We start from the raw sequence: 22412 nt of genomic DNA, 5'->3' as shown, positions 1-22412 counted from the left end.
CGGGCGCCGCGTCGTGGAGGGGCCGCCGGTCCCGGTGGGCCGCGTCCCCGCGACCCGGCCGGAGCCGGGCGCCGGTCAGCGCTTCTTGAAGCGCCTCAGCATGTCCTGGGCCTTGGCCCGCGTGCGCGGGTCGCGCGCGGCGTTCTTGACCTGGTCGGTGATCCTGCGCCCCTGCGGGCTGCGCGTGAACGCGGTGATCCTGCTGAACAGCGATGCCATGTCCTTCTCCTTCCCCGCACCGTCCAACTTCCCACCCCGCCCAACGGTCAAACCCCCACCCGAGTTCCGAACCGGGCTAAACCGGCGAAACGGTCACACCGATGGCCCCCGGCCCGACGTGGGCCCCGACCGCCGAGCTGACCGGCGCGAGCATCGCCTGCCGCACCCTCGGCACCCGCCCGCGCAGCTCGTCCAGCACCGACTGGGCCCGCTCGGCCGCGTCGAAGTGCTCCACCGCGACGTCCACCTCGAACTCGCCCGCCCGCCGCACCGCCACGTCCACGGCCCGCCGCAGCGCCCGCTCCCCGCCGACGACCCGCTCCAGCGGCACGATCCGCCCGCCCTCCACGGTCAGCAGCGGCTTCACCGCGAACGCCGACCCGAGCAGCGCCGCCGCCGTCCCGACCCGCCCACCGCGCCGCAGGAACTCCAGCGTGTCCACGTAGATCACCTCGGTGCAGCGCCCCGCCGTCCGCCGAGCCGCGTCCGCGACCCGAGCCGCGTCCCCGCCGGCGCGCGCCGCCGCTGCCGCCGCGAGCACCGCGTACCCCAGGCTCGTCCCGGCCGTCCCGCTGTCCACCACGGTCACCGGCACCCGCGCCTGCGTCGCCGCCTCGCGCGCCGCCTCGAAGGTGCGGGACAGCGCACCCGACACGTGCACCGACACCACCGCCTGCGCGCCCGCCGCCGCGAGGTCCGAGTAGGTCCAGAAGAACGCGCCGGGGTCCGGCGGGGCCGTGCTCACGGGTGTTCCCGAGCGCATCGCGGCCACCAGCTCGGCCACCGGGACGCGCGCCTCGTCGTCCGTCCGGTCGCCGAGCCTCACCTGGATCTGCACGACGCCGATGCCCATCTGGTCGGTGACGCGCTCGGGCAGGCACGCGGCCGAGTCGGTGACGATGGCAACTCTCCGGTACATGGGCCCGACGCTAGCCTGATAGGGGGTTGCCGGGGGTCGCCCCCAACGGCCCCCCGGGGGTTTCCCGGTGAGCAGGGTCACGTCCCGAAGGTGCGGAACCGGCTGCTACTCGTGGGTAACATCGTGGTGGCCGACACCACCGTGCCAACGCGGTGCCGACATGGCAGGGTCACACCGGCAATCCGGCGACCCACGGCTGAAGCACGGTCGCCCAGTCACGTCCGCCGCCCGTCCGCAGGAGGTCGAAGAGGACCCATGAACATTGTCGTCCTGGTCAAGCAGGTGCCCGACACCTGGTCCGAGCGCAAGCTCAGCGACGCCGACCACACCCTCGACCGCGACGCCGCGGACGCCGTGCTCGACGAGATCAACGAGCGCGCCGTCGAGGAGGCGCTGGTCCTCCAGGCCGAGCACGGCGGCGAGGTGACGGTCCTCTCGATGGGTCCCGACCGTGCGACCGACGCCATCCGCAAGGCCCTCTCCATGGGCGCGGACAAGGCGATCCACGTGTCCGACCCCGCGCTGCACGGCTCCGACGCGCTCACCACCGCCAAGGTCCTCGCGAAGGCGCTGGCGACGGTCGAGTTCGACCTCGTCGTCGCGGGCAACGAGGCGACCGACGGCCGCGCGGGCGCCGTGCCCGCCATCCTGGCCGAGCTGCTGGGCCTGCCCCAGCTCACGCACGTCCGCAAGGTCACCGTCGAGGGCGGCGTGGTCAAGGCCGTCCGGGAGACCGACGAGGGCGTCGCGCACCTGGAGGCGAGCCTCCCGGCCGTGCTGAGCGTCAACGAGAAGATCAACGAGCCCCGGTACCCGTCCTTCAAGGGCATCATGGCCGCGAAGAAGAAGCCGGTGACCACCCTCACCGCCTCGGACCTCGGTCTGGGCGCGGACGAGGTCGGTCTCGGCGCCGCGTGGACGCAGGTCGTCGAGGCGGCTCCCAAGCCGCCGCGCACCGCCGGTCAGCGCGTCGAGGACGAGGGCGACGGCGGTTCCAAGATCGCCGAGTACCTCGTCGGCCAGAAGCTCATCTGAAGGGGAAGGGGGAACAAGGAATGCCTGAGGTCCTGGTCCTCGTCGACCACGTCGACGGCGAGGTCAAGAAGGTCACCCATGAGCTGCTATCCGCCGCGCGCCGTATCGGCGACCCGGCCGCGGTGGTGGTCGGATCGCCCGGCGTCACGGGCAAGGTGAAGGACTCCCTGGCCCGCTACGGCGCGGTCAAGGTCTACGCGGCCGAGTCCGCCGACGCGGACGCCCTCCTGGTCACCCCGAAGGTCGACGCCCTGCAGGCCGTCGCCGCCACCGCCTCCCCGGCCGCCGTGCTGATCTCGGCGACGCTGGAGGGCAAGGAGGTCGCGGGTCGGCTGGCCGTGCGGCTGGGCTCCGGCCTGCTGTACGACGCGGTCGACGTGGACGCCGACGGCTCCGTGACGCAGTCCGTCTTCGGCGGCGCGTTCGTGGTCAAGGCCAAGTCCACCAGGGGCGTGCCGGTCATCGCCGTGCGCCCCGGCGCCGTCGAGGCCGAGGAGGCCCCGGCCGAGGCGACCGAGGTCGCCGTGGAGCTGCCCGCCGCCGACGCCGCCAAGGTCACCAGGGTGACCGGCCGCGAGGTCCTGGTCGGCGGCGACCGGCCCGAGCTGACCGAGGCGACCGTCGTCGTCGCGGGCGGCCGGGGCGTCGGCAGCGCGGAGAAGTTCGACGTCGTGGAGAAGCTCGCGGACGTGCTCGGCGCGGCCGTCGGCGCCTCCCGCGCGGCGGTCGACTCCGGTTACTACCCGCACCAGTTCCAGGTCGGCCAGACCGGCAAGACGGTGTCGCCGCAGCTGTACATCGCGCTCGGCATCTCCGGCGCGATCCAGCACCGGGCCGGGATGCAGACCTCGAAGACCATCATCGCGGTCAACAAGGACCCGGAGGCCCCGATCTTCGAGATCGCGGACTACGGCGTGGTGGGCGACCTGTTCACCGTCGTCCCGCAGCTGACCGGCGAGGTCGAGAAGCGCAAGGGCTGAGCACCCGCTCCGGCCAGGTCCGAGGGCCGTCCCGCGACGCGGGACGGCCCTCCGGCTTTCCCCCGGGATTCCCCGGATTTCGACGAGCGGACCACCGGCGGATTGCCGAGAGGCGTACCCGCCGGAAATGCCGATCACCTCGGCGCGCAATTCACCCCGCTGCCACCGAGGCGTCACCGGAAAAACCTGACAAAGGTCGCCGAGCGCTCGGTACACACGTGCCATGACGCAGCCGCAACTGCTTGTCAGCACCGGGAGCACCGCCGAGCGCAGCGCCGGCTACTCCCTCCTGGTCGCCAGGGACGGCGACGAGGTCGTCGCCGCGCAACGCCTGCGGCACCGGGTCTTCGCCGAGGAGATGGGCGCGGCCCTGAGCACCCCCGTCCCCGGCCTCGACATCGACCCCTTCGACGAGTTCTGCGACCACCTCGTGGTCCGCGACGACGCCACCGGCGAGATCGTGGGCACCTACCGGATGCTGCCGCCGGAGCGGGCGCGCGAGGCGGGCGGCCTCTACTCCGACACCGAGTTCGACCTGACCGCGCTCGACGGCCTGCGCCCGCAGATCGTCGAGACCGGCCGGTCCTGCGTGCACCCCGACCACCGCTCCGGCGCGGTCGTCTCCCTGGTGTGGGCCGGGATCGCCCGGTACATGCTGCTGTCCGGGCACTCCTGGCTGGTCGGCTGCGCCTCGGTGCCGCTGAGCGACGGCGGCGCGCACGCGGCGGGCGTGTGGGACCAGGTGTCGGCCAAGAACCTCGCCCCCGAGGAGCACCGGGTCGTGCCGCGCTCGCCGTGGGACGTGGACGCGGTCGTGCGCGGCGGCCGGGTCGCCGCGCCGCCGCTGCTCAAGGGGTACCTGAGGCTCGGCGCGTGGGTGTGCGGGCGGCCCGCGCACGACCCGGCGTTCGGCGTGGCGGACCTGTTCGTGCTGCTGTCCATGGACCGGGTCGACCAGCGGTACCTGAAGTTCTTCCTGGGCGAGGTCGGCTGATGGCCGCGCACGCCTGGATGCCCCTCTCGCCGTGCGGCGACGGGTGCGTGGCCGAGGGCGCGACGGTCGGCAGGGCGCGGGCGGTGCTGCGGTTCGCCGGGCTGGCGGGCGTGCTGGCCGCCGGGGCGCTCGTGGCGCCGGTCGTGCTGGTGCTGCGCGGGCGGGCGCGGGAAGCGGTGCTGCGCGGGTGGTTCCGGCTGATGGTGCGGGCCTCCGGGGTCGGGATGCGCGTGGTGGGGGAGCGGCGGTTCCAGGGCACGCCGGGGCGCGGGGTGCTCGTGGTCGCCAACCACGTGTCCTGGTTGGACGAGCTGGTCGTCGACTCGGTGCAGCCCATCCGGATCGTCGCCAAGCGCGACATCCGGTCGTGGCCGGTGCTCGGCTGGATCATCACCGCCGCGCGCACCGTCTACCTGGACCGGGAGCGGCTGCGGCTGCTGCCGGGGACCGTCGCGGAGCTGGCGGCGGCGCTGCGGTCCGGGGCGGCGGTGGGGGTGCACGCGGAGGGGACGACCTGGTGCGGCAGCGAGTCGGGGCCGTTCCGGCCCGCGCTGTTCCAGGCCGCGCTCGACGCGGGCGTGCCGGTGCGGCCGGTGGCGCTGCGGTACCTGCGCGGCGGGGTGGCGACCACGCGGCCCGCGTACGTGGGGGCGGACGGGCTGGTGGACGCGATCTGGCGGGTGGTGCGGACCGGCGGGCTGGTCGTGGAGGTGCACGTGCTGGACGAGATCGCGCCCGGCCGCGCGGCCGACCGGCGGGAGCTGGCGGCGCTGGCGCAGTCGGCCACCGAGCGGGTGCTGCCGCCAGGGGCGGCGGTGGGGGCGGGGCACCGGGCCGTCGTGGCGGCGCGGGCTCCGGGGATGGTCGCGCCGGGTGTTCCGGCCCGGGTGGTCCTGTCGCCGGCGGTCCTGCCGCCGGGCGCGGCGAGCGCCGAGGTGGTCGTCCCGCGTCGGGGCAGGAGCGGTCGGCGGCGGCTGAGCCGGAAGGGCTGACCGGGGTGCGGGCCGAGTGGCGGCGGCGGGAAGTCCTCCGCCGCCTCCGGGCGCTGCCGGGAAACCCGCGTCCGCGCGGCTGCGCCGAACGGGAAACCTGGTTGACCTCCAGTGCGGTCGAGGTAGGAACATGGGACGGGTGACCCCACGTGACACCCGACCCGACGGCGACCCCCACGACCTCCCCGCCACCGCCCTCGGGGCCGCCGCCGACGCGAGCGCCGCCGCGCGCGGGTCCGCAGGACCGGGTGCCGCCTCCGCGACCACCACCGGGGCCTCCGAGGACGCCACCGAGGACGCCACCGGGGCCGCCACCGGGGCCAAGTCCGCCGCCACCACCACCGAACCCGGTCTGTGGGCCCCCGAGAACCGGGGCCCCGTCACCGGCATGGTCCTGCTGATCACCCTGCTCGCGTTCGAGGCCATGGGCGTCAGCACCGCGATGCCCCGCATGGTCGCCGACCTCGACGGCCAGGCGTTCTACTCGTGGCCGTTCCTCGGGTTCCAGGCCGCCAGCGTCGTCGCGGTCGTGCTGTCCGGCCGGGTCTGCGACCGGATCGGCCCGCGCCTGCCGCTGCTCGTCGGCCCCGCCCTGTTCGTCGTCGGGCTCGCCGTCGCCGGGATCGCCCAGGACATGACCCTGCTGATGGCCGGTCGGGTGCTCCAGGGCCTCGGCGCGGGCGCCCAGATCGTGGCCGTCTACGTCCTGATCGGCCTGGTCTACCCGGAGCGGCTGCGGCCCGCCGTGTTCGGCGCGCTGTCCGCCGCCTGGGTGGTGCCCTCGCTCGTCGGGCCCGCCGTCGCGGGCTGGCTCACCGAGAACCTGAGCTGGCGGTGGGTGTTCCTCGGCCTGGTCCCGCTGGTCGCGATCGGGTTCGCGCTGGTCCTGCCGGTGCTGCGCGCGCTGCCGCCGCACCGGGGCGAGGAGCCCGCCCGCCGAGGGCTGCCGCTGGCCGCGTTCGGCGCGGGCGGCGGCGTCGCCGGGCTCAGCTGGGCCGCGCAGCACCCCGGCTGGGCCAGCCTCGCGCTCGGCGCCGCCTCGCTGGCCGTGCTGGCGCCGTCGCTGCGCGTCCTGCTGCCCAAGGGCACGCTCACCGCCCGGCGCGGCCTGCCCGTCACGATCCTGGCCAGGGGCCTGCTCGCGGGCACGTTCTTCGCCGTCGAGGCGTTCATCCCGCTCACCCTGACCACCGTGCACGGCTACTCGGCCACCGCCGCGGGCATCCCGCTCACGCTCAGCGCCATCGGCTGGTCCGCCGCGTCCATGTGGCAGTCCCGCCGCCCGGACATCCCGCGCGAGACCCTGGTGCGCTGGGGCTTCACCGTCAGCGCCACAGGCATCGCCTCCGTGACCCTCATCGCACCGAGCTGGGGGCCCGCGTGGCTGACCTCCGTGCTGTGGGGCGTCGCCGGGCTCGGGGTCGGCATGGCCATGTCCAGCCTGAGCGTGCTCACCCTCGCCGCGTCCACCGACTCCGACCGGGGCTTCAACTCCTCGGCCCTGCAGGTGAGCGACATGCTCGGTTCGGCCCTGCTGGTCGGCCTCGGCGGCGTCGTGCTCGCCGCCGCACCGGACCTGACCACCGCCGTCATCCCCCTGGACCTGCTCATGGCCGGTCTCGCGGTGCTCGGTGCCGTGCTCACCGGACCGCGCTGCCGGGCTACCCTGGACGACTGATGGCCTACTTCGACCACGCCGCCACGACACCCGTCCTCCCCGAGGCGATCGCGGCGCTGACCGAGGCGTTGTCCCGCACGGGCAACGCCTCGTCGCTGCACACCTCGGGGCGCAGGGCGCGCAGGCTGGTCGAGGAGGCGCGCGAGGACATCGCCGACGCGCTCGGCGCGAAGCCGTCCGAGGTGCTGTTCACCGCCGGTGGCACGGAGAGCGACAACCTGGCCGTCAAGGGCGCCTACTGGGCGCGGCGGCGCGAGGGCCGCAACCGGGTCGTGGCCGGGGCCGTGGAGCACCACGCGGTGCTGGACGCGGTCGACTGGCTGGCCGAGCACGAGGGCGCCGAGGTCACCCTGGTCGAGCCCGACGCGGCCGGGCGGATCACGCCCGACGCGCTGCGGGCGGTGCTGGGCGAGGACGTCGCGCTGGTCACCACGATGTGGGCGAACAACGAGGTCGGCACGGTCAACCCGGTCGCCGAGCTGTCCGCCGCCGCCGCCGGGTTCGGGGTTCCGCTGCACACCGACGCCGTGCAGGCGGTCGGCGCGGTACCGGTCTCGTTCGCGGACAGCGGCGCGGGGGCGCTCACGGTCAGCGGGCACAAGATCGGCGCCCCGTACGGGATCGGCGCGCTGCTGCTCGGGAGGCAGGTCGGCGTCACCCCGCTGCTGCACGGCGGCGGGCAGGAGCGGGACGTGCGGTCCGGGACGCTGGACGTGCCCGCGATCGCGGCGTTCGCGGTGGCGGTGCGGCACGCGGTGGAGCGGCGGGAGGCGTCGGCGGCGAGGCTGCGGGCGCTGCGGGACCAGCTGGTCGGCGCGGTGCGCGCGGTGGTGCCGGACGTGGTCGTCAACGGCGACCCCGAGGACGGGCTTCCGGGGCACGCGCACCTGACGTTCCCCGGCTGCGAGGGCGACAGCCTGCTGATGCTGCTGGACGCCAAGGGCGTGGAGTGCTCGACCGGCTCGGCCTGCACGGCCGGGGTCGCCCAGCCCAGCCACGTGCTGCTGGCCATGGGCGTCGACCCGGTGCTGGCGCGCGGGTCGCTGCGGTTCACGCTCGGCTGGACGTCGACCGAGGCCGAGGTGCGCGAGCTGGCGGGCGTCATCGGACCGGTCGTGGAGCGGGCCCGCTCGGCGGGCATCGCGGGGATGCGCAGGCACAAGGCGGAGGTGTGACGGGGATGCGGGTGCTCGCGGCGATGAGCGGCGGGGTCGACTCGGCCGTGGCGGCGGCGCGCGCCGTCGAGGCCGGGCACGACGTGACCGGGGTGCACCTGGCGCTGTCGGCGAAGCCGGGGACGCTGCGCACCGGGTCGCGCGGGTGCTGCACGATCGAGGACTCGCACGACGCCCGGCGGGCCGCCGACGTGCTCGGCATCCCGTTCTACGTGTGGGACTTCGCGGAGCGGTTCACCGAGGACGTGGTGGAGGACTTCGTCGCGGAGTACGCGGCGGGGCGCACGCCCAACCCGTGCCTGCGGTGCAACGAGCGGATCAAGTTCGAGGCGCTGCTGGACAAGGCCATCGCGCTCGGGTTCGACGCGGTGTGCACCGGGCACTACGCGCGGCTCGACGTCGTGGACGGCTCGGTGGAGCTGCGGCGCAGCGCGGACGAGGGCAAGGACCAGTCGTACGTGCTGGCCTCGCTCACGCGCGAGCAGCTGGCGCACGCGATGTTCCCGCTCGGCGGGTCGACCAAGGTCGAGGTGCGGGCGGAGGCGGCGCGGCGCGGGCTGTCGGTGGCGGCGAAGCCGGACAGCCACGACATCTGCTTCATCCCGGACGGCGACACGCAGGGGTTCCTGACCAAGCGCCTCGGGCAGCGCGCGGGCGTGCTCGTGGACGACGAGACCGGCGCGGTGCTGGGGCAGCACGTGGGCGTGCACGGGTTCACCGTGGGGCAGCGCAAGGGCCTGGGCATCGACGCGCCCGCGCCGGACGGGCGGCCCCGGTACGTGCTGTCGCTGGAGCCGGTGTCGGGCACGGTCCGGGTGGGGGCGGCGGAGAAGCTGGCCGTGCGCGAGATCGTGGCGGTGCGGCCGGTGTCGCGGGTGGACTGGTCCGGGCCGGTGGAGTGCGTGGCCCAGGTGCGCGCGCACGGCGGGACCGCGCCGGCGATCGCGGAGCTGGTCGGCGAGGAGCTGGTGGTGCGCCTGCGCGAACCGCTGTCGGGCGTGGCGCCTGGGCAGGCGGTGGCGGTCTACCGGGAGGACCCGGAGGGCGGCGATCTGGTGCTGGCGAGCGCGACGATCGAGCGGACCGGGGTCTAGGGGCGGGGGCGGGCGGCGGGTCTGGCCTCGGCTCAGGCCGTCGCCCAGCCGAGCAGCCACATCACGACCGTCACCAGTCCGACCACGAAGCACAGCAGCACCACCACGACCCCCACCAGCACCCCCAGGTGCACGTGCCACGGGCTGTCGCGGTCCTCGGTCACCGCCAGCTCGCCCGCCAGCTGCTCGGCCACCGCCCGTCGCAGGTCGGTCAGCCGGTCGCGTGCCGTCTCGCTCCCGGCGGCCCCGTCCGGTCCGCCCTCGGGCTCCAGCCAGTTCATCGCCGCCAGCCGGGACTCCGGCGTGCGGTAGGCCCGTTCGAACGCGGCTAACTCCGCCTCGTCCCGCACCTCCAGCAGGTAGCTCCACCGGCCCGCCTGCACGGGGTCGCCCAGCAACCGGTACACCGAGGCCAACCGGTCCCTCAGGTCGAGTCGCGCCGGGTAGCTGCACACCAGCCCCACCAGCCGCTGGCGCGCCCGCAGCACGCTCGCCAGATCGCCGCGCGCCACCTCCTCGGCAGCCCTCCGCAGCGTCGCATCGACCGGCATACGCGACATGCTCCCAGCCAGCACAAGTCCCGTGGTGGGTCCTTTGGACTGAACCGGTTCCCCGACGGGAGGATCACCGGGGGTCCCCACGACCCTGGTGCCGGTCGGCCTGTCCTGGTGGCCCTGGCTGCACCTGCTCGCCCGCGACCCGCGCGAACCCCCGTTGCGCCGCAGCCCGGTCGGCCTGCTGCTCGCGCTGCCCGCCGTGGCCTGGATCTTTCCCCCGATCGTGTTGCCACCGCTGGTGCTCGCGCTCGTCCCGCACGTGCGCGGCGGGCAACCGAAGGCGCTGCTCGCCACCGCCGCCGCGCTGTCCGCCGCCCAGGTGGCGCCGCCGGGCCCGAGCACCCCGCTGCTGTTCGCCGTCAGCCCGACCACCGCCGTGCAGGTGGTCGGGCTGACCGCGAGACCTGACACCGCGACCTGACACCGAGACCCGGCACCGCGACCTGACACCGCCGGGGCCGACCGGGCGGCGGTGCGGTGGTCGCTCCCGGCGGCCCCGCGCCCCCGCCCGGTGGGACACTTGTCGCCGTGGACGTCACCCCCTGGCCCGCCGGAGCGGCAACCGGTATCGGCTCGCTCCCCGGCACCGACCCGCACGAGGCCGCCCGCCTGGTGTTCGGCGAGCTGCCCGACCTGCCGCACCTGCCCGAGCTGCCCGCGCGCGGCGTCGGGGCCGACCTGACCGGGCGGACCGCCGCGCTGCTGGTGGACCTGCCCGTGGAGGTCGTCCCGTCCGGCTACCGGGTCGCCGCCCACCCCGGTCGCGACCACCGCCGCGCCCAGGACCTGCTCAGCTGGGACCTCGACGCCCTCGAAGAAGCCGCGGCCGCCGCCAAGCCCGCCGTGGTGAAGGTCCAGGCCGCCGGACCGTGGACGCTCGCCGCGACCGTCGAGCTGGTGCGCGGCCACCGGGTGCTCACCGACCAGGGCGCGCTGCGCGAGTTCACCGAGTCGCTGGTGGAGGGCCTGTCCCGGCACACCGCCGAGGTCGCCCGCCGCACCGGCGCGAAGGTCGTGGTGCAGCTGGACGAGCCCGCGCTGCCGTCCGTGCTGCGCGGCCTGCTGCCCACCCCGTCCAAGCTCGGCACCGTCGCGGCCGTTCCGGAGCCGGAGGCGCTGGCGCTGCTGCAGAGCGTCGTCGAGCCGTTCGACGACGTGATCGTGCACTGCTGCGCGCCCAGGCCGCCGGTGAACCTGATGCGCAGGGCAGGCGCGAAGGCCGTCGCGCTGGACGTGTCCCTGGTGGAGCGGGCGATGCTGGACGAGCTGGGGGAGGCGTGGCAGGAGGGGCTGGTGCTGCTGCTGGGCCTGCTGCCCGGCGCCGATCCGGCCGCCCCGATCGACCTGAGGACCGCCGCGAAGCCCGCGCTGGACCTGGCCGACCGGCTCGGCTTCCCGCGCTCGGTGCTCGCCACGCACGCCGTCCCCACGCCCTCGTGCGGCATGGCGGGCGCGAGCCTCGGCTGGGTCCGGCGCGCCCTCGCGCTGTCCCGCGACCTCGGCAAGGCGTTCCTGGAACCGCCCGACACCTGGTGATCGCACTCCAGCGTGGACTGTCCTAAAAGGGCAGTCCACAGTGGAGCGTCAGGTCAGCAGCGCCAGCGTCGCCCACCCGGTCCCGCACACCAGCAGCGTCGACAGCGCCCCCAGCGCCAGCGCCCTGGGGCCGGTGCGCAGCAACGCCTTCGGCCGCACCGCCGTGCCCAGCCCGAACATCGCCGCCGCCAGCAGCACCGTCGCCGCGACCTTCCCGCCGTCCAGCACCACCTGCGGCAGCACCCCCGTCGACCGCAGCGCCGCCAGCCCCACGAACCCCACCAGGAACAGCGGCACCACCGGAGCCCCCGACCCGCGCCCACCGCCCACCAGCGCCACGACCGGCGCCAGCAGCGCCACCCGGCTCAGCTTCACCGCCATCGCCGCCGCCAGTCCCGACGCGGGCGCGGCAGCCGCCACCTGCCCCACCTCGTGCACGCTCAGCCCGATCCACAGCGGCGACGCGCCCAGCAGCGGCAGCGCCAGCATCGCCAGCGTGCCGAACAGCGTCACCAGCGCCACGCTCGTCGCCACGTCCTCGTCCCGCCGCTCGACCACGCCCTCCACGGCCGCCACCGCCGACGCCCCGCAGATCGAGAACCCCGTCGCGACCAGCGTCGACAGCCCGCGCGGCAGCCCGAGCAGCCCGCCGATCCACCGGGTGCCCAGGAAGGTGACCGCCACCGTCGCCACCACCGCGACCAGCACGCCCGGCCCCAGCTCCAGCACCACCGGCAGCGACAGCTGCAACCCCAGCAGCACCACGCCAAGGCGCAGCAGCTTCTTCGTGGCGGCGGACAGGTCGGGCAGGCGCCCTCCGACGAGGACGCCCAGCAGCAGGGCAGCGATCAGCACGCACAGAATCGTCCGCCGCGTCAAGTGCTCCCGGTAGGCGGGAATCCGCTCTTCAGCCATACCCTCCGGCTATGGCCGACCCCGACCTGACCACCCTGCGGCTGCTCGTCCTGGTCGGCGAGCTGGGCAGCCTCAGCCGCGCCGCCGCCGCGCTGGGCGTGGCCCAGCCGTCCGCGAGCAAGCGCCTGGCCGCCGCCGAGCGCGCGCTCGGCGTGGTGCTGGTCGAGCGCGGCAGCCGGGGCTCCGCGCTCACCCCGGCGGGCACGGTGCTGGCCGAGCGCGCCCGCCGCGCGCTGACCGAGGTGGAGGGCCTGGTGGAGGCCGCGCGGGCGCTGCGGGCCGAGCGGGACGCCGAGCTGGCCGTGGCCGCGAGCATGACCGTCGCCGAGCACCTCGCGCCCGGCTGGGTCGGCGGACTGCGCCGCGCGCGCCCCGACCTGCGCGTCGGCCTGCGGGTGACCAACTCCGAGTCGGTGTGCGCGCTGGTCAGGGCCGGTGAGGTCGCGCTCGGCTTCGTGGAGGCCCCCGGCCCGCTGCCAGGGCTGAGCAGCCGCAGGGTCGCCGTGGACCGGCTGGTGCTCGTGGTGCCGCCCGGTCACCCGTGGACCCGCCGCACGACCCCGCTGCCGCCCGCCGAGCTGGCCGCCACGCCCCTGGTGGTGCGCGAGCGCGGTTCGGGCACCAGGGACACCCTGGACCGCCTCCTGCCCCGCGCCTGCCCGCCCGCGCTGGAGCTGGGCTCGTCGGCGGCCGTGCTGGGCGCGGTCGTCGCGGGCGCGGGACCCGCCGTGCTCAGCGCCCTCGCGGTCGCCGCCGACCTCGCGGCGGGCAGGCTCGCCGCCGTCCCGGTCGACCTCGACCTGCGCCGCGCCCTGCGCGCGGTGTGGCCGTCCGGCCGCAGGCTGGTGGGTCCGGCCGCCGAACTCCTCGCACTCGCCCTGCGCGACGCGGGCGCGTAGTTCAATGGGGTCATGCGCTGGTTCCGCCGCAAACGCCCCGAGCCCCCGCCCGCCCCCGTCCACCTGCCGAACCCGGCCGAGGCGGCGGTGGCCTTCTGGGAGCGCTGGCACGCCCTGCTGCCCCGGATCAGCGGCGCGCTCGGCGACGGGCAGCCGCAGCGCGTCGAGCACGAGCTGTGCGAGCTGGTCGCCTCGGTGCACCCCAGGCTGGAGTTCGCCATCCAGCGCGGGAGGCGCGCCGTGTACGCGCTCGTGCTCAGCAGCCGCGAGGACCCGGTGGTGCGGCCCTACACCGACGCCTGGAGGGCCGCCGCGCCGCACGAGGACATGATCTGGGAGTACCACGACTCGGTGCCGCCCGTGCCGGACACCGACGAGGTCACCGTCAACATCGGCGAGCACCGGCTGCCGCTGGCCGACATCCGGCTGCTCACCGAGCCGACCGACGACGGCGTGGTCGACGTGGTCGTGCACCACCCGGTGTTCGCCGACCTCGGCGAGGACGACCGGATGCGGGTGGCGTTCCTGGCGCTGGACGCGGCGCTGGGGGAGCGGGTCGCGGCGGGCGTGGTGGGCCGGGTGGAGCTGTCGCTCACCGACGGGCCGCGCTCCATCACGCTGCCGCAGTTCCGCCGGGCGTTCGAGCCGCCCGAGGGCTGACCGGGTGGCGCGCGGGCGGGCCGTCCGCGCGCCCCGGCCGTCCACCGGGGACTGTCGGTCCCCCTGGCTAGGCTGCTGCCGTGACCAGCGACGACCACTCCTCCCCCGACCCCGCCGCGGACCGGGGCGACGACCTCGCCACCACCCCCGGCGCGCCCGCGGCCGACGCGCCCGAGGGCGTGCGCGCCCAGGGCCTGGAGGACGTGCCCGCCGACGCCCGCGACCGGCACCGCGCGCTCGCCGAGGAGGTGCGCGGCCACCAGTTCCGCTACTACGTGCTCGACGCGCCCACGATCTCCGACGGCGAGTTCGACGCCCTGCTGCGCGAGCTCCAGTCCCTGGAGGACGCCCACCCCGGCCTGGCCACCCCGGACTCGCCCACCCAGCAGGTCGGCGGCACGTTCTCCACCGAGTTCACCGCCGTCGACCACCTGGAGCGGATGCTCAGCCTGGACAACGCGTTCGACGAGGACGGGCTGCGGGCGTGGTTCGAGCGGGTCGGCAAGGAGGTCGGCGACGCGGCGCGGTACCTGTGCGAGCTCAAGGTCGACGGGCTCGCCATCAACCTGCGGTACGAGCGCGGCAGGCTCGTCCGGGCCCTGACCAGGGGCGACGGCCGCACCGGTGAGGACGTGACGCTCAACCTGCGCACCCTGCGCGACGTCCCCGAGGTGCTCACCGGGACCGACGAGTGGCCGGTCCCCGAGCTGGTCGAGGTGCGCGGCGAGGTGTACTTCGCCGTCGAGGACTTCCTGGAGCTGAACGCGAAGCTGGTGGAGGCGGGCCTGCCGCCGTTCGCGAACCCGCGCAACACCGCCGCGGGCTCGCTGCGGCAGAAGGACCCGAAGGTCACCGCGTCCCGCAGGCTGCGCATGGTGTGCCACGGCATCGGCAAGCGCGCCGGGTTCGAGCTGGAGCGCCAGTCCGACGCGTACGCGGCGCTGCGCGCCTGGGGGCTGCCCACGTCCGAGCACACCGCCGTCGTGGCGACGTTCGACGAGGTGTGGGCGCGCGTCGCGCACTGGGGCGAGCACCGGCACGACGCCGCGCACGAGATCGACGGGCTCGTGGTGAAGGTGGACGAGGTCCCGCTGCAGCGCAGGCTCGGCAGCACCTCGCGCGCGCCCCGCTGGGCCATCGCGTTCAAGTACCCGCCGGAGGAGGCCACCACGACGCTGCTCGACATCGGCGTCCAGGTCGGCCGCACCGGGCGGGTCACCCCGTTCGCGATCATGGAACCGGTGAAGGTCGCGGGCTCCACGGTGGCCCGCGCGACGCTGCACAACGCGTCCGAGGTCAAGCGCAAGGGCGTGCTCATCGGCGACCGGATCGTCATCCGCAAGGCGGGCGACGTGATCCCCGAGGTGCTCGGCCCGGTCGTGGACGTGCGCCCGGCGGACGCCAGGGAGTTCGTGATGCCCGCGTCCTGCCCGGAGTGCGGGCACGCGCTGCGCCCCATGAAGGAGGGGGACGTGGACATCCGCTGCCCCAACGCCGAGGGGTGCCCCGCGCAGCTGCGGGAGCGGTTGGCCTACCTGGCCTCGCGGTCCGCGCTGGACGTCGAGGTGCTCGGGTACGAGGGCGCGGCGGCGCTGGCGTCGTCCGAGGTGTACGGGAACGAGGCGGACCTGTTCGACCTCACCGCCGAGGACCTGCTGCGCGTGGACCTGTTCCGCAACCAGGACGGCGCGCTGGTGACGAACGGCGCGAAGCTGCTGGAGAACCTGGAGGCCGCCAAGTCGCAGCCGCTGTGGCGGGTCTTGGTGGCCCTGTCGATTCGCCACGTGGGGCCGACGGCGGCGCGCGCGCTGGCGGTGGAGTTCGGCGGCGTGCAGGCCATCCTGGACGCCGAGGAGGCCGACCTGGCGGCGGCGGGCGGGGTCGGGCCGACGATCGCGGCGGCGGTGCGGGAGTGGGCGCTGACCCCGTGGCGGCAGGAGGTCGTGCGCCGCTGGGCCGCGGCGGGGGTGCGCATGGTGGACGAGCGCGACACCACGATCCGGCGCGACCTGGAGGGGTTGTCGATCGTGGTCACCGGGACGCTGGCGGACTTCTCCCGCGACGAGGCCAAGGACTCGATCCTGGTGCGGGGCGGCAAGGCGGTCGGGTCGGTGTCGAAGAAGACGGCGTTCGTGATCGTGGGGGACAACCCCGGCAGCAAGGCGGACAAGGCCGCGCAGCTGAAGGTGCCGGTGCTGGACGAGGCCGGGTTCCGGGTGCTGCTGGAGCGGGGGCCGGAGGCCGCCGCGGCGGTCGCGGTGGTCGCGGTGGTCGCGGTGGCGGGGAGTTCGGAGGACGGGGCTGGAGCGGGGGCCGGGGCAGGCTCGGGTGACGGGGCTGGTTCGAGTGACGGGACTGGTTCCGGGGCCGGGGCCGGCTCGGGCGAGGCGATCGGCGGGGATGCGGGGGAGAGCGCTTCCACGGGCGGCGGGGTGAGCGGGGAGAGCGCTCCCACGGCTGGTGGCGCGGGCGCGGAGAGCGTTCCCACGAGCGGCGCGGTCGAGCCGGGGGAGGGGCCTGCGGCGGGGTGAACCACCGCCGGACGCGCTGTCGCCGAGAGCGCCGAGGGCCGGGGAGCGGGGCGAGACCGGGGCTGGGACTGGGACTGGGACTGGGGCCGAGTTCGAGACCGGGCCCGAGAGCGGGGCCGGGGCGAGTCCGAGACCGGGGCTGAGGGCGGAGCCTGGGAGCGGGGCCGGGGGCCTGGTTGCCGAGGCCCGGTTGCCGGCCGCCCGGTTACAGGCCGCCCGGTTGTCGGTGCCACCGTGGCGTCAGCGGCTCAGCGGCTCAGCGGCTCAGCGGCTCAGCGGCTCAGTGGCTCAGCGGCTCAGCGGCGCCGTGGCGTGAGCGGCTCAGCGGTCAGCGGCGGTACGGGATGACCTTGCCCTGGACGGCGCCGTTGGGCTGGTTGGGGATTCCCGTCGCGCGCGTCGCCTCCTCGGCCTCGGCCAGGATCCGCTCGCGGAGCGCGGTGTCGCGCGTGGCCTGCTCGTAGAGGTGCTCCACGAGCGCCGCGCGCGGCAGGCGGGTGAGCGCGGTGCGGAGCTCGTCGTCCTCGGCGTCCGGCGCGGGCACGGTCTCGCCCCGGTCGAGCAGCACCAGGCCCACGGCGACGCAGTGCTTGCAGAAGAACCCCTGCTCCCCGTACGGGCAGGCGCAGGTCCCCCGCAGGTTCCCCTCGGCGTCCCAGGCCAGCGTGATCGAGTACTCAGAGCTGCCGCGCACCACCCCGGTCACGTGCCTGGGGTGGTGCACCACGGAGACCACGGCGTCCCGGTAGGCCAGTCCGCGCCAGTAGGACTTGTGGCCCGCGCGGTGCCGCAACAGGGCAGGGGTGAGCGTCGCCATGTGCGGTATCCAACACCGTGCGGCCCGCCGCGCTCGTGCCCCTCGTTCGGGAAGCCCACCGCCACCCGCACGACGGGCAGGCAGGCGGTCAGGTCACCAGCGGTCAGGCCGGCAGCGGTCAGTCCGGCAGCACCACGGCGACGATCCCCGCCAGGTGCGCCAGCCGCGCGACCTCGGCCGCCCGGAACATCGGCCCGCCCGGCCGCCCCACCAGCAGCACCCGGTCGGCCCGGCCCAGCGGCGTGGCCGCCAGCTCCGTGCCCAGCTCCCGCCAGGTCTCCGGGACCCAGCCGTCCTCGCCGTCCAGCACCGTGGCCCTGGCCAGCGGCATCCACGGCGGCAGCTCCACGCTCTCCGGCGCCGCCGCCGACGCGGTCACCCGGTAGCCGCTCCCGTCGATCTCGATCACCACGGCCCACCCGGCGCGGATGATCTTCGGCACGCCCTCGGTGAACACCGCGAGCCCCTTGGCGGGCTCGTCGGCGACCTCCTCCACCAGCTCCAGCTCCCGGTGCGTGTTCAGCACCCCGGCGTACGGCCGGACCGCGTCGACCTCGACGCCCTCCACCGACTCCGCCGCGGTGATCAGCCCGTCGGGCAGCCGCCCGGACGGCAGCTCCACCACCAGGTCGTCGATGGCGACCCCCGGCGACCGCTCCACCACGTCCACGCTCAGGATGTCGGCCCCGATCTCGCCGAGGGCCGACGCCACGGCGCCGAGCGTGCCGGGACGGTCCGGGAGCTGGACGCGGATCAGGAAGGACACGGTGCACGCCTCCAGGCTTGCTGCGGAAATGCGGAACTGCTGGGCTGCGGAACCCCTGAACTGCCGGACTGCCGGACTTCGGCACCCGCCAGCCGGTGATTGTCTCAGACGGAGCCTCGCTTCCCGACCCGCGCCGTGCGTTGCGCGGGCGTAAAATCCGCCACTCCCCCCACCGTGCACGACAACCCGGTCGGCCCTCACCCTGACCAGCCAATAGACTCGCCGGGTCCCAGATCCCACAACCGACCCACGGGGGTTGACGAGGTGCCGAGCATCTCCCGCGACGAGGTCGCGCACCTGGCCCGCCTGGCCAGGCTCGCCGTCACCGACGACGAGCTTGACCTCTTCGCAGGCCAGCTTGACGTGATCCTGCAGTCGGTGGCCACGGTGGGCGACATCGCCACCGCTGACATCCCACCCACTTCGCACGCCGTACCGCTGACCAACGTGTTCCGCGAGGACGTGGTGCGTCCCAGCCTCGGTCAGCAGCAGGCGCTCGCGGGCGCCCCCGCCGCCGAGGAAGGCCGCTTCCGCGTCCCGCGCATTCTCGGTGAGGAAGCATGAACGACCTGACCCGCAGCACCGCCGCCGACCTGGCGGCGAAGATCGCCTCCCGCGAGGTCTCCGCCGTCGAGGTCGCGCAGGCGCACCTCGACCGGATCGACGCGGTCGACGGCGCCGTGCACGCCTTCCTGCACGTGGACCGGGAGGGCGCGCTCGCCGCCGCCCGCCGCGTCGACGAGGCCGTCGCGGCGGGCGAGGCCCCGGCGAGCCCGCTCGCGGGCGTGCCGCTGGCGCTCAAGGACGTCTTCACCACCGAGGGCGTGCCCACGACCGTCGGCTCGAAGATGCTGGAGGGCTGGCGCCCGCCGTACGACGCCACCGTCACGCGCAGGCTGAAGGAAGCCGGCGTCGTGGTGCTGGGCAAGACGAACATGGACGAGTTCGCGATGGGCTCCTCCACCGAGAACTCCGCCTACGGCCCGACCCGCAACCCGTGGGACCTGGACCGCATCCCCGGCGGCTCCGGCGGCGGCTCCTCGGCCGCGCTCGCCGCGTTCGAGGCCCCCCTCGCGATCGGCACGGACACCGGCGGCTCGATCCGCCAGCCCGGCTCGGTCACCGGCACCGTGGGCGTCAAGCCCACCTACGGCTCGGTGTCCCGCTACGGCCTGGTGGCGTTCTCGTCCTCGCTCGACCAGGGCGGCCCGTGCGCCCGCACGGTGCTGGACGCCGCGCTGCTGCACGAGGTCATCGCGGGTCACGACCCGCTCGACTCGACCTCGATCAACGCCCCCGTCCCCCCGGTGGTGGCGGCGGCCCGCGAGGGCCTGTCCGGCGACCTGACCGGCGTGCGCGTCGGCGTGGTCACCCAGTTCTCCGGCGACGGCTACCAGCCCGGCGTGCTGCGCTCGTTCGAGGCGGCCGTGGCGCAGCTCAAGCAGCTCGGGGCCGAGATCGTCGAGGTCTCCTGCCCGAGCTTCGACTACGCGCTGCCCGCGTACTACCTGATCGCGCCCAGCGAGGCGTCCTCGAACCTGGCCCGCTTCGACGCCATGCGCTACGGCCTGCGCGTCGGCGACGACGGCACGCGCAGCGCCGAGGAGGTCATGTCGATGACCCGCGAGGCGGGCTTCGGCGCCGAGGTCAAGCGGCGCATCATGATCGGCACCTACGCGCTGTCCTCCGGCTACTACGACGCCTACTACGGCTCGGCGCAGAAGGTCCGCACGCTCATCACCCGCGACTTCGAGGCCGCCTACGCGACCGTCGACGTGCTGGTGTCGCCGACCACGCCCACCACGGCGTTCAAGATCGGCGAGCGCACCGGCGACCCGATGGCCATGTACAAGGCGGACCTGTGCACGATCCCCGCCAACCTGGCGGGCAACGCCGCGCTGAGCGTCCCCAGCGGACTGTCCGAGGAGGACGGCCTGCCGGTCGGCCTGCAGATCATGGCCCCGGCCCTGCAGGACCACCGCATGTACCGGGTCGCCGCGGCCTACGAGGTCGCTCGCGACGCCGCGCTCGGCCACACCGTCATCAGCCAGGCCCCCCAGCTGGAAGGAGCGGCCCGATGAGGGCGGCACGCGGCCTGTTCGGCCTGCTCAGCGCGGTCGCCGCGGCGGCCAGCGCGTTCTCCACCCTGCGCTCGGCGCGCGGTGACGGCGACAAGCTCGCCCTGGTCAACGCGGCGGGCAGCGTCCTGGTCGCCGTCACGGGCGCGGCCATGGCCGTCAGGGCGTACCGGAAGGACGGGTTGGCATGACCACGGCCTACGAGCTGATGGACTACGACGAGGTCATCGAGCGGTTCGACCCCGTCCTGGGCCTGGAAGTGCACGTCGAGCTGCACACCGCCACCAAGATGTTCTGCGGCTGCGCGAACGTCTTCGGCGGCGAGCCGAACACCAACGTGTGCCCGGTGTGCCTCGGCCTGCCCGGCGCGCTGCCGGTGGTCAACGGCACCGCGGTCGAGTCGGCGATGCGGATCGGCCTCGCGCTCAACTGCGAGATCGCCGAGTGGTGCCGGTTCGCCCGGAAGAACTACTTCTACCCGGACATGCCGAAGAACTTCCAGACCTCGCAGTACGACGAGCCGATCGCCTTCAACGGCTGGCTCGACGTCACCCTGGACGACGGCGAGGTCGTGCGCGTGGAGATCGAGCGCGCGCACATGGAGGAGGACACCGGCAAGTCGCTGCACGTCGGCGGCGCCACCGGGCGCATCCACGGCGCGGAGCACTCGCTGCTGGACTACAACCGGGCGGGCGTCCCGCTGATCGAGATCGTCACCAAGACGATCAGCGGCACCGGCGCCCGCGCGCCGGAGGTGGCCCGCGCCTACGTGACCGCGCTGCGCGACCTGCTCAAGGCCCTCGACGTCTCCGACGTGCGCATGGACCAGGGCTCGCTGCGCTGCGACGCGAACGTGTCGCTGATGCCGAAGGGCTCCGACGTCCTCGGCACCCGCACCGAGACGAAGAACGTGAACTCGCTGCGCAGCGTCGAGCGGGCGGTCCGGTTCGAGATGACCCGGCACGGCGCGGTGCTCGCGGGCGGCGGCTCGATCCGCCAGGAGACCCGGCACTTCGACGAGTCCACCGGCGGCACCTCCTCGGGCCGCGCCAAGGAGACCGCCGAGGACTACCGGTACTTCCCGGAGCCCGACCTGGTGCCCGTGGCCCCGTCCCGCGAGTGGGTCGAGCAGCTGCGCGGCACGCTGCCCGAGCTGCCCTGGGAGCGCCGCAAGCGCATCCAGACCGAGTGGTCGCTGACCGACGCCGAGCTGCGGGACCTGGTCAACTCGGGCGCGGTCGACCTGGTCGCCGCGACCGTCGAGGCGGGGACCACGCCCGCCGAGGCGCGCTCGTGGTGGGTGGCCTACCTGACCAAGGAGGCCAACGGCCGGGGCGTCGAGCTGGGCGAGCTGGCGATCACGCCGGTCCAGATCGCGCGGGTCGTGGCGCTGGTCAACGCGGGCGAGCTGACCAACAAGCTGGCCCGCGAGGTCGTCACCGGCGTGCTGGCGGGCGAGGGCGAGCCGGAGGCGGTGATCGAGGCGCGCGGCCTGAAGGTCGTGTCGGACGACTCGGCGCTGGAGAAGGCCGTGGACGAGGCCCTCGCGGCGCAGCCGGACATCGCGGCGAAGATCCGCGACGGCAAGGTCGCGGCGGCGGGCGCCATCGTCGGCGCGGTCATGAAGGCCACCAAGGGCCAGGCCGACGCGAAGCGGGTGCGGGAGCTGGTCATCGCCCGCTGCGGCGGCTGACCCCAGGCGGCACCTCGCGCTCACGCGCGCACGCGGGACCCCGGAACCGGCTTCGGCTCCGGGGTCCCGCGCTTTCCAGGCGTGCCGGCCCACTGCTCCGTGAGGATCATTCATCTAACCCTTTCGGGTGACACTCTGAAGGGCGAGATCGGGCGCGGATTGCGCTACCGGGATGACTATTCCTCGCCGGGTCGAGTGACGTCTCGCGCCGCTGTTCGCCCTGCGCACGGATTCGTACCGTGAACCCGTTACTCCTACAGGGTGACATTGTTGTGTGCTCAGCATTGTCGGGGCTGGTCACGGCGGGTGGGCAAAAAGCACTCTGGTGGCTCTGAGTAAAAAAACCCCTCAAAGCAGCCGCCATCTGTGTAAGGCTTTGTCCGCTCGGGCGAGCCGGGGGGCTGTTCGAGTGATCACCGCACACGCACAGGCACGAGAGCACCCGTCGCCGCGGGTGCCGTTGCAAGGGGAGGACAACACTCATGTCTGCCATCGAACCCGTCCGCACTGACGACGAGTCGGGCGCCGCGCCCGCAGGCCCGCCGCCCGGCGGTCGCAGGCCCGTCACGCCCATGGGCGGCCCGTACAAGCCCCTGGGCGAGCCCGAGGTCGTCGTCAACGGCGGCCCCTACAAGCCGCTCGACGAGCCCGTCGCCCTGCTCGGCTCCGACCAGCCGCCCGCCGAACGGCTGGACCTGGTCGGCGGCGATGTCGACCGGTTGTCGGGCAAGTCCGACGCGGTCGTCAACGGCGGTCCTTACAAGCCGCTGGACGAGCCCGTGAACGAGGTGAACGGCGGCCCCTACAAGCCGCTGGACGAGCCCGCGACCGCCGTGGCCAACTGACCGGGCGGCGGGAACTCCGGAACGAGCGC

At 74.7% G+C, this 22412-nt stretch carries 22 protein-coding genes and 1 pseudogene; 17 read left to right on the top strand and 6 right to left on the bottom strand.

The window, feature by feature from the left end; all coding sequences use genetic code 11:
* Window positions 1–75 precede the first annotated feature (75 nt).
* Together AMIR_RS40745 and AMIR_RS30000 are read right to left on the bottom strand one after the other, a co-directional pair.
* Window positions 76–219: a hypothetical protein gene (locus AMIR_RS40745; RefSeq protein ID WP_015804745.1), complete on the bottom strand. Its 144-nt coding sequence runs from the start codon at window positions 217–219 to the stop codon at window positions 76–78.
* 76 nt (window positions 220–295) lie between these two features.
* Entirely contained in the window at window positions 296–1138 is an 843-nt protein-coding gene (locus AMIR_RS30000) for a DegV family protein (RefSeq protein WP_015804744.1), read from the bottom strand.
* A gap of 255 nt (window positions 1139–1393) precedes the next feature.
* Between AMIR_RS30000 and AMIR_RS29995 the strand changes: the two genes are divergently transcribed.
* From AMIR_RS29995 to mnmA, 7 genes are all read left to right on the top strand, one after another.
* Window positions 1394–2173, top strand: a complete 780-nt coding sequence (locus AMIR_RS29995; RefSeq protein WP_015804743.1) for an electron transfer flavoprotein subunit beta/FixA family protein — start codon at window positions 1394–1396, stop codon at window positions 2171–2173.
* A gap of 20 nt (window positions 2174–2193) precedes the next feature.
* On the top strand, window positions 2194–3153 hold the full coding sequence (locus AMIR_RS29990) for an electron transfer flavoprotein subunit alpha/FixB family protein (RefSeq protein WP_015804742.1): 960 nt from the start codon (window positions 2194–2196) through the stop codon (window positions 3151–3153).
* A 223-nt stretch (window positions 3154–3376) separates the two neighbouring features.
* Window positions 3377–4147 (top strand): GNAT family N-acetyltransferase, encoded by a 771-nt coding sequence (locus tag AMIR_RS29985; protein ID WP_015804741.1) that lies wholly within the window; start codon window positions 3377–3379, stop codon window positions 4145–4147.
* Window positions 4147–5139 (top strand): lysophospholipid acyltransferase family protein, encoded by a 993-nt coding sequence (locus tag AMIR_RS29980; RefSeq protein WP_015804740.1) that lies wholly within the window; start codon window positions 4147–4149, stop codon window positions 5137–5139. The genes AMIR_RS29985 and AMIR_RS29980 overlap by 1 nt, the downstream gene beginning before the upstream one ends.
* A 130-nt stretch (window positions 5140–5269) precedes the next feature.
* Entirely contained in the window at window positions 5270–6817 is a 1548-nt protein-coding gene (locus AMIR_RS29975; RefSeq protein WP_015804739.1) for an MFS transporter, read from the top strand.
* Window positions 6817–7992 (top strand): cysteine desulfurase family protein, encoded by a 1176-nt coding sequence (locus AMIR_RS29970; RefSeq protein WP_015804738.1) that lies wholly within the window; start codon window positions 6817–6819, stop codon window positions 7990–7992. The genes AMIR_RS29975 and AMIR_RS29970 overlap by 1 nt, the downstream gene beginning before the upstream one ends.
* A 5-nt stretch (window positions 7993–7997) precedes the next feature.
* Entirely contained in the window at window positions 7998–9086 is a 1089-nt protein-coding gene (gene mnmA, locus AMIR_RS29965) for a tRNA 2-thiouridine(34) synthase MnmA (protein ID WP_015804737.1), read from the top strand.
* A 32-nt stretch (window positions 9087–9118) separates the two neighbouring features.
* Here the strand turns inward: mnmA and AMIR_RS29960 are convergent, their stop codons facing one another.
* Window positions 9119–9637, bottom strand: a complete 519-nt coding sequence (locus tag AMIR_RS29960) for a DUF6584 family protein (protein WP_015804736.1) — start codon at window positions 9635–9637, stop codon at window positions 9119–9121.
* A gap of 97 nt (window positions 9638–9734) precedes the next feature.
* On the opposite strand from AMIR_RS29960, the gene AMIR_RS29955 reads away from it, so the two are divergent.
* Entirely contained in the window at window positions 9735–10064 is a 330-nt protein-coding gene (locus AMIR_RS29955; RefSeq protein ID WP_015804735.1) for a hypothetical protein, read from the top strand.
* Window positions 10065–10171: 107 nt separating this feature from the next.
* Window positions 10172–11179: a uroporphyrinogen decarboxylase/cobalamine-independent methonine synthase family protein gene (locus tag AMIR_RS29950; protein ID WP_015804734.1), complete on the top strand. Its 1008-nt coding sequence runs from the start codon at window positions 10172–10174 to the stop codon at window positions 11177–11179.
* A gap of 48 nt (window positions 11180–11227) precedes the next feature.
* On the opposite strand, the pseudogene AMIR_RS29945 reads toward AMIR_RS29950, so the two are convergent.
* A pseudogene (locus AMIR_RS29945) lies at window positions 11228–12043 on the bottom strand (YeiH family protein); the annotation flags it as partial.
* Window positions 12044–12105: 62 nt separating this feature from the next.
* Between AMIR_RS29945 and AMIR_RS29940 the strand changes: the two are divergent.
* From AMIR_RS29940 to ligA, 3 genes are all read left to right on the top strand, one after another.
* Window positions 12106–12993, top strand: coding sequence for a LysR family transcriptional regulator (locus AMIR_RS29940; protein ID WP_015804732.1), 888 nt, complete (start codon window positions 12106–12108; stop codon window positions 12991–12993).
* Between the two features lie 12 nt (window positions 12994–13005).
* Window positions 13006–13653, top strand: coding sequence for a hypothetical protein (locus AMIR_RS29935; protein WP_015804731.1), 648 nt, complete (start codon window positions 13006–13008; stop codon window positions 13651–13653).
* Window positions 13654–13733: 80 nt separating this feature from the next.
* Window positions 13734–16184 (top strand): NAD-dependent DNA ligase LigA, encoded by a 2451-nt coding sequence (gene ligA / locus AMIR_RS29930; protein ID WP_015804730.1) that lies wholly within the window; start codon window positions 13734–13736, stop codon window positions 16182–16184.
* Window positions 16185–16512: 328 nt separating this feature from the next.
* Here the strand turns inward: ligA and AMIR_RS29925 are convergent, their stop codons facing one another.
* Together AMIR_RS29925 and AMIR_RS29920 are read right to left on the bottom strand one after the other, a co-directional pair.
* On the bottom strand, window positions 16513–17001 hold the full coding sequence (locus tag AMIR_RS29925) for an SWIM zinc finger family protein (protein WP_015804729.1): 489 nt from the start codon (window positions 16999–17001) through the stop codon (window positions 16513–16515).
* A 118-nt stretch (window positions 17002–17119) separates the two neighbouring features.
* Window positions 17120–17767, bottom strand: a complete 648-nt coding sequence (locus tag AMIR_RS29920; RefSeq protein WP_015804728.1) for an ACT domain-containing protein — start codon at window positions 17765–17767, stop codon at window positions 17120–17122.
* A gap of 264 nt (window positions 17768–18031) precedes the next feature.
* Here AMIR_RS29920 and gatC point away from each other — a divergent pair, with 264 nt between their 5' ends.
* The 5 genes from gatC to AMIR_RS29895 all read left to right on the top strand — a co-directional run bounded on the left by gatC (window position 18032) and on the right by AMIR_RS29895 (window position 22383).
* Window positions 18032–18331: an Asp-tRNA(Asn)/Glu-tRNA(Gln) amidotransferase subunit GatC gene (gatC, locus tag AMIR_RS29915; RefSeq protein ID WP_015804727.1), complete on the top strand. Its 300-nt coding sequence runs from the start codon at window positions 18032–18034 to the stop codon at window positions 18329–18331.
* On the top strand, window positions 18328–19848 hold the full coding sequence (gene gatA / locus AMIR_RS29910) for an Asp-tRNA(Asn)/Glu-tRNA(Gln) amidotransferase subunit GatA (protein WP_015804726.1): 1521 nt from the start codon (window positions 18328–18330) through the stop codon (window positions 19846–19848). The genes gatC and gatA overlap by 4 nt, the downstream gene beginning before the upstream one ends.
* The gene (locus AMIR_RS29905; protein WP_015804725.1) at window positions 19845–20036 is read left to right on the top strand and encodes a hypothetical protein; all 192 of its coding nucleotides are present in this window, start codon (window positions 19845–19847) and stop codon (window positions 20034–20036) included. The genes gatA and AMIR_RS29905 overlap by 4 nt, the downstream gene beginning before the upstream one ends.
* Window positions 20033–21538, top strand: a complete 1506-nt coding sequence (gatB, locus tag AMIR_RS29900) for an Asp-tRNA(Asn)/Glu-tRNA(Gln) amidotransferase subunit GatB (protein WP_015804724.1) — start codon at window positions 20033–20035, stop codon at window positions 21536–21538. The genes AMIR_RS29905 and gatB overlap by 4 nt, the downstream gene beginning before the upstream one ends.
* A gap of 482 nt (window positions 21539–22020) precedes the next feature.
* On the top strand, window positions 22021–22383 hold the full coding sequence (locus AMIR_RS29895; protein WP_015804723.1) for a hypothetical protein: 363 nt from the start codon (window positions 22021–22023) through the stop codon (window positions 22381–22383).
* Window positions 22384–22412 lie beyond the last annotated feature (29 nt).

The sequence above is a fragment of the Actinosynnema mirum DSM 43827 genome, assembly GCF_000023245.1.
GTDB lineage: Bacteria > Actinomycetota > Actinomycetes > Mycobacteriales > Pseudonocardiaceae > Actinosynnema > Actinosynnema mirum.
Note: the sequence above shows the minus strand (reverse complement) of the source record. Positions and strands in the feature narration are given on the sequence as shown.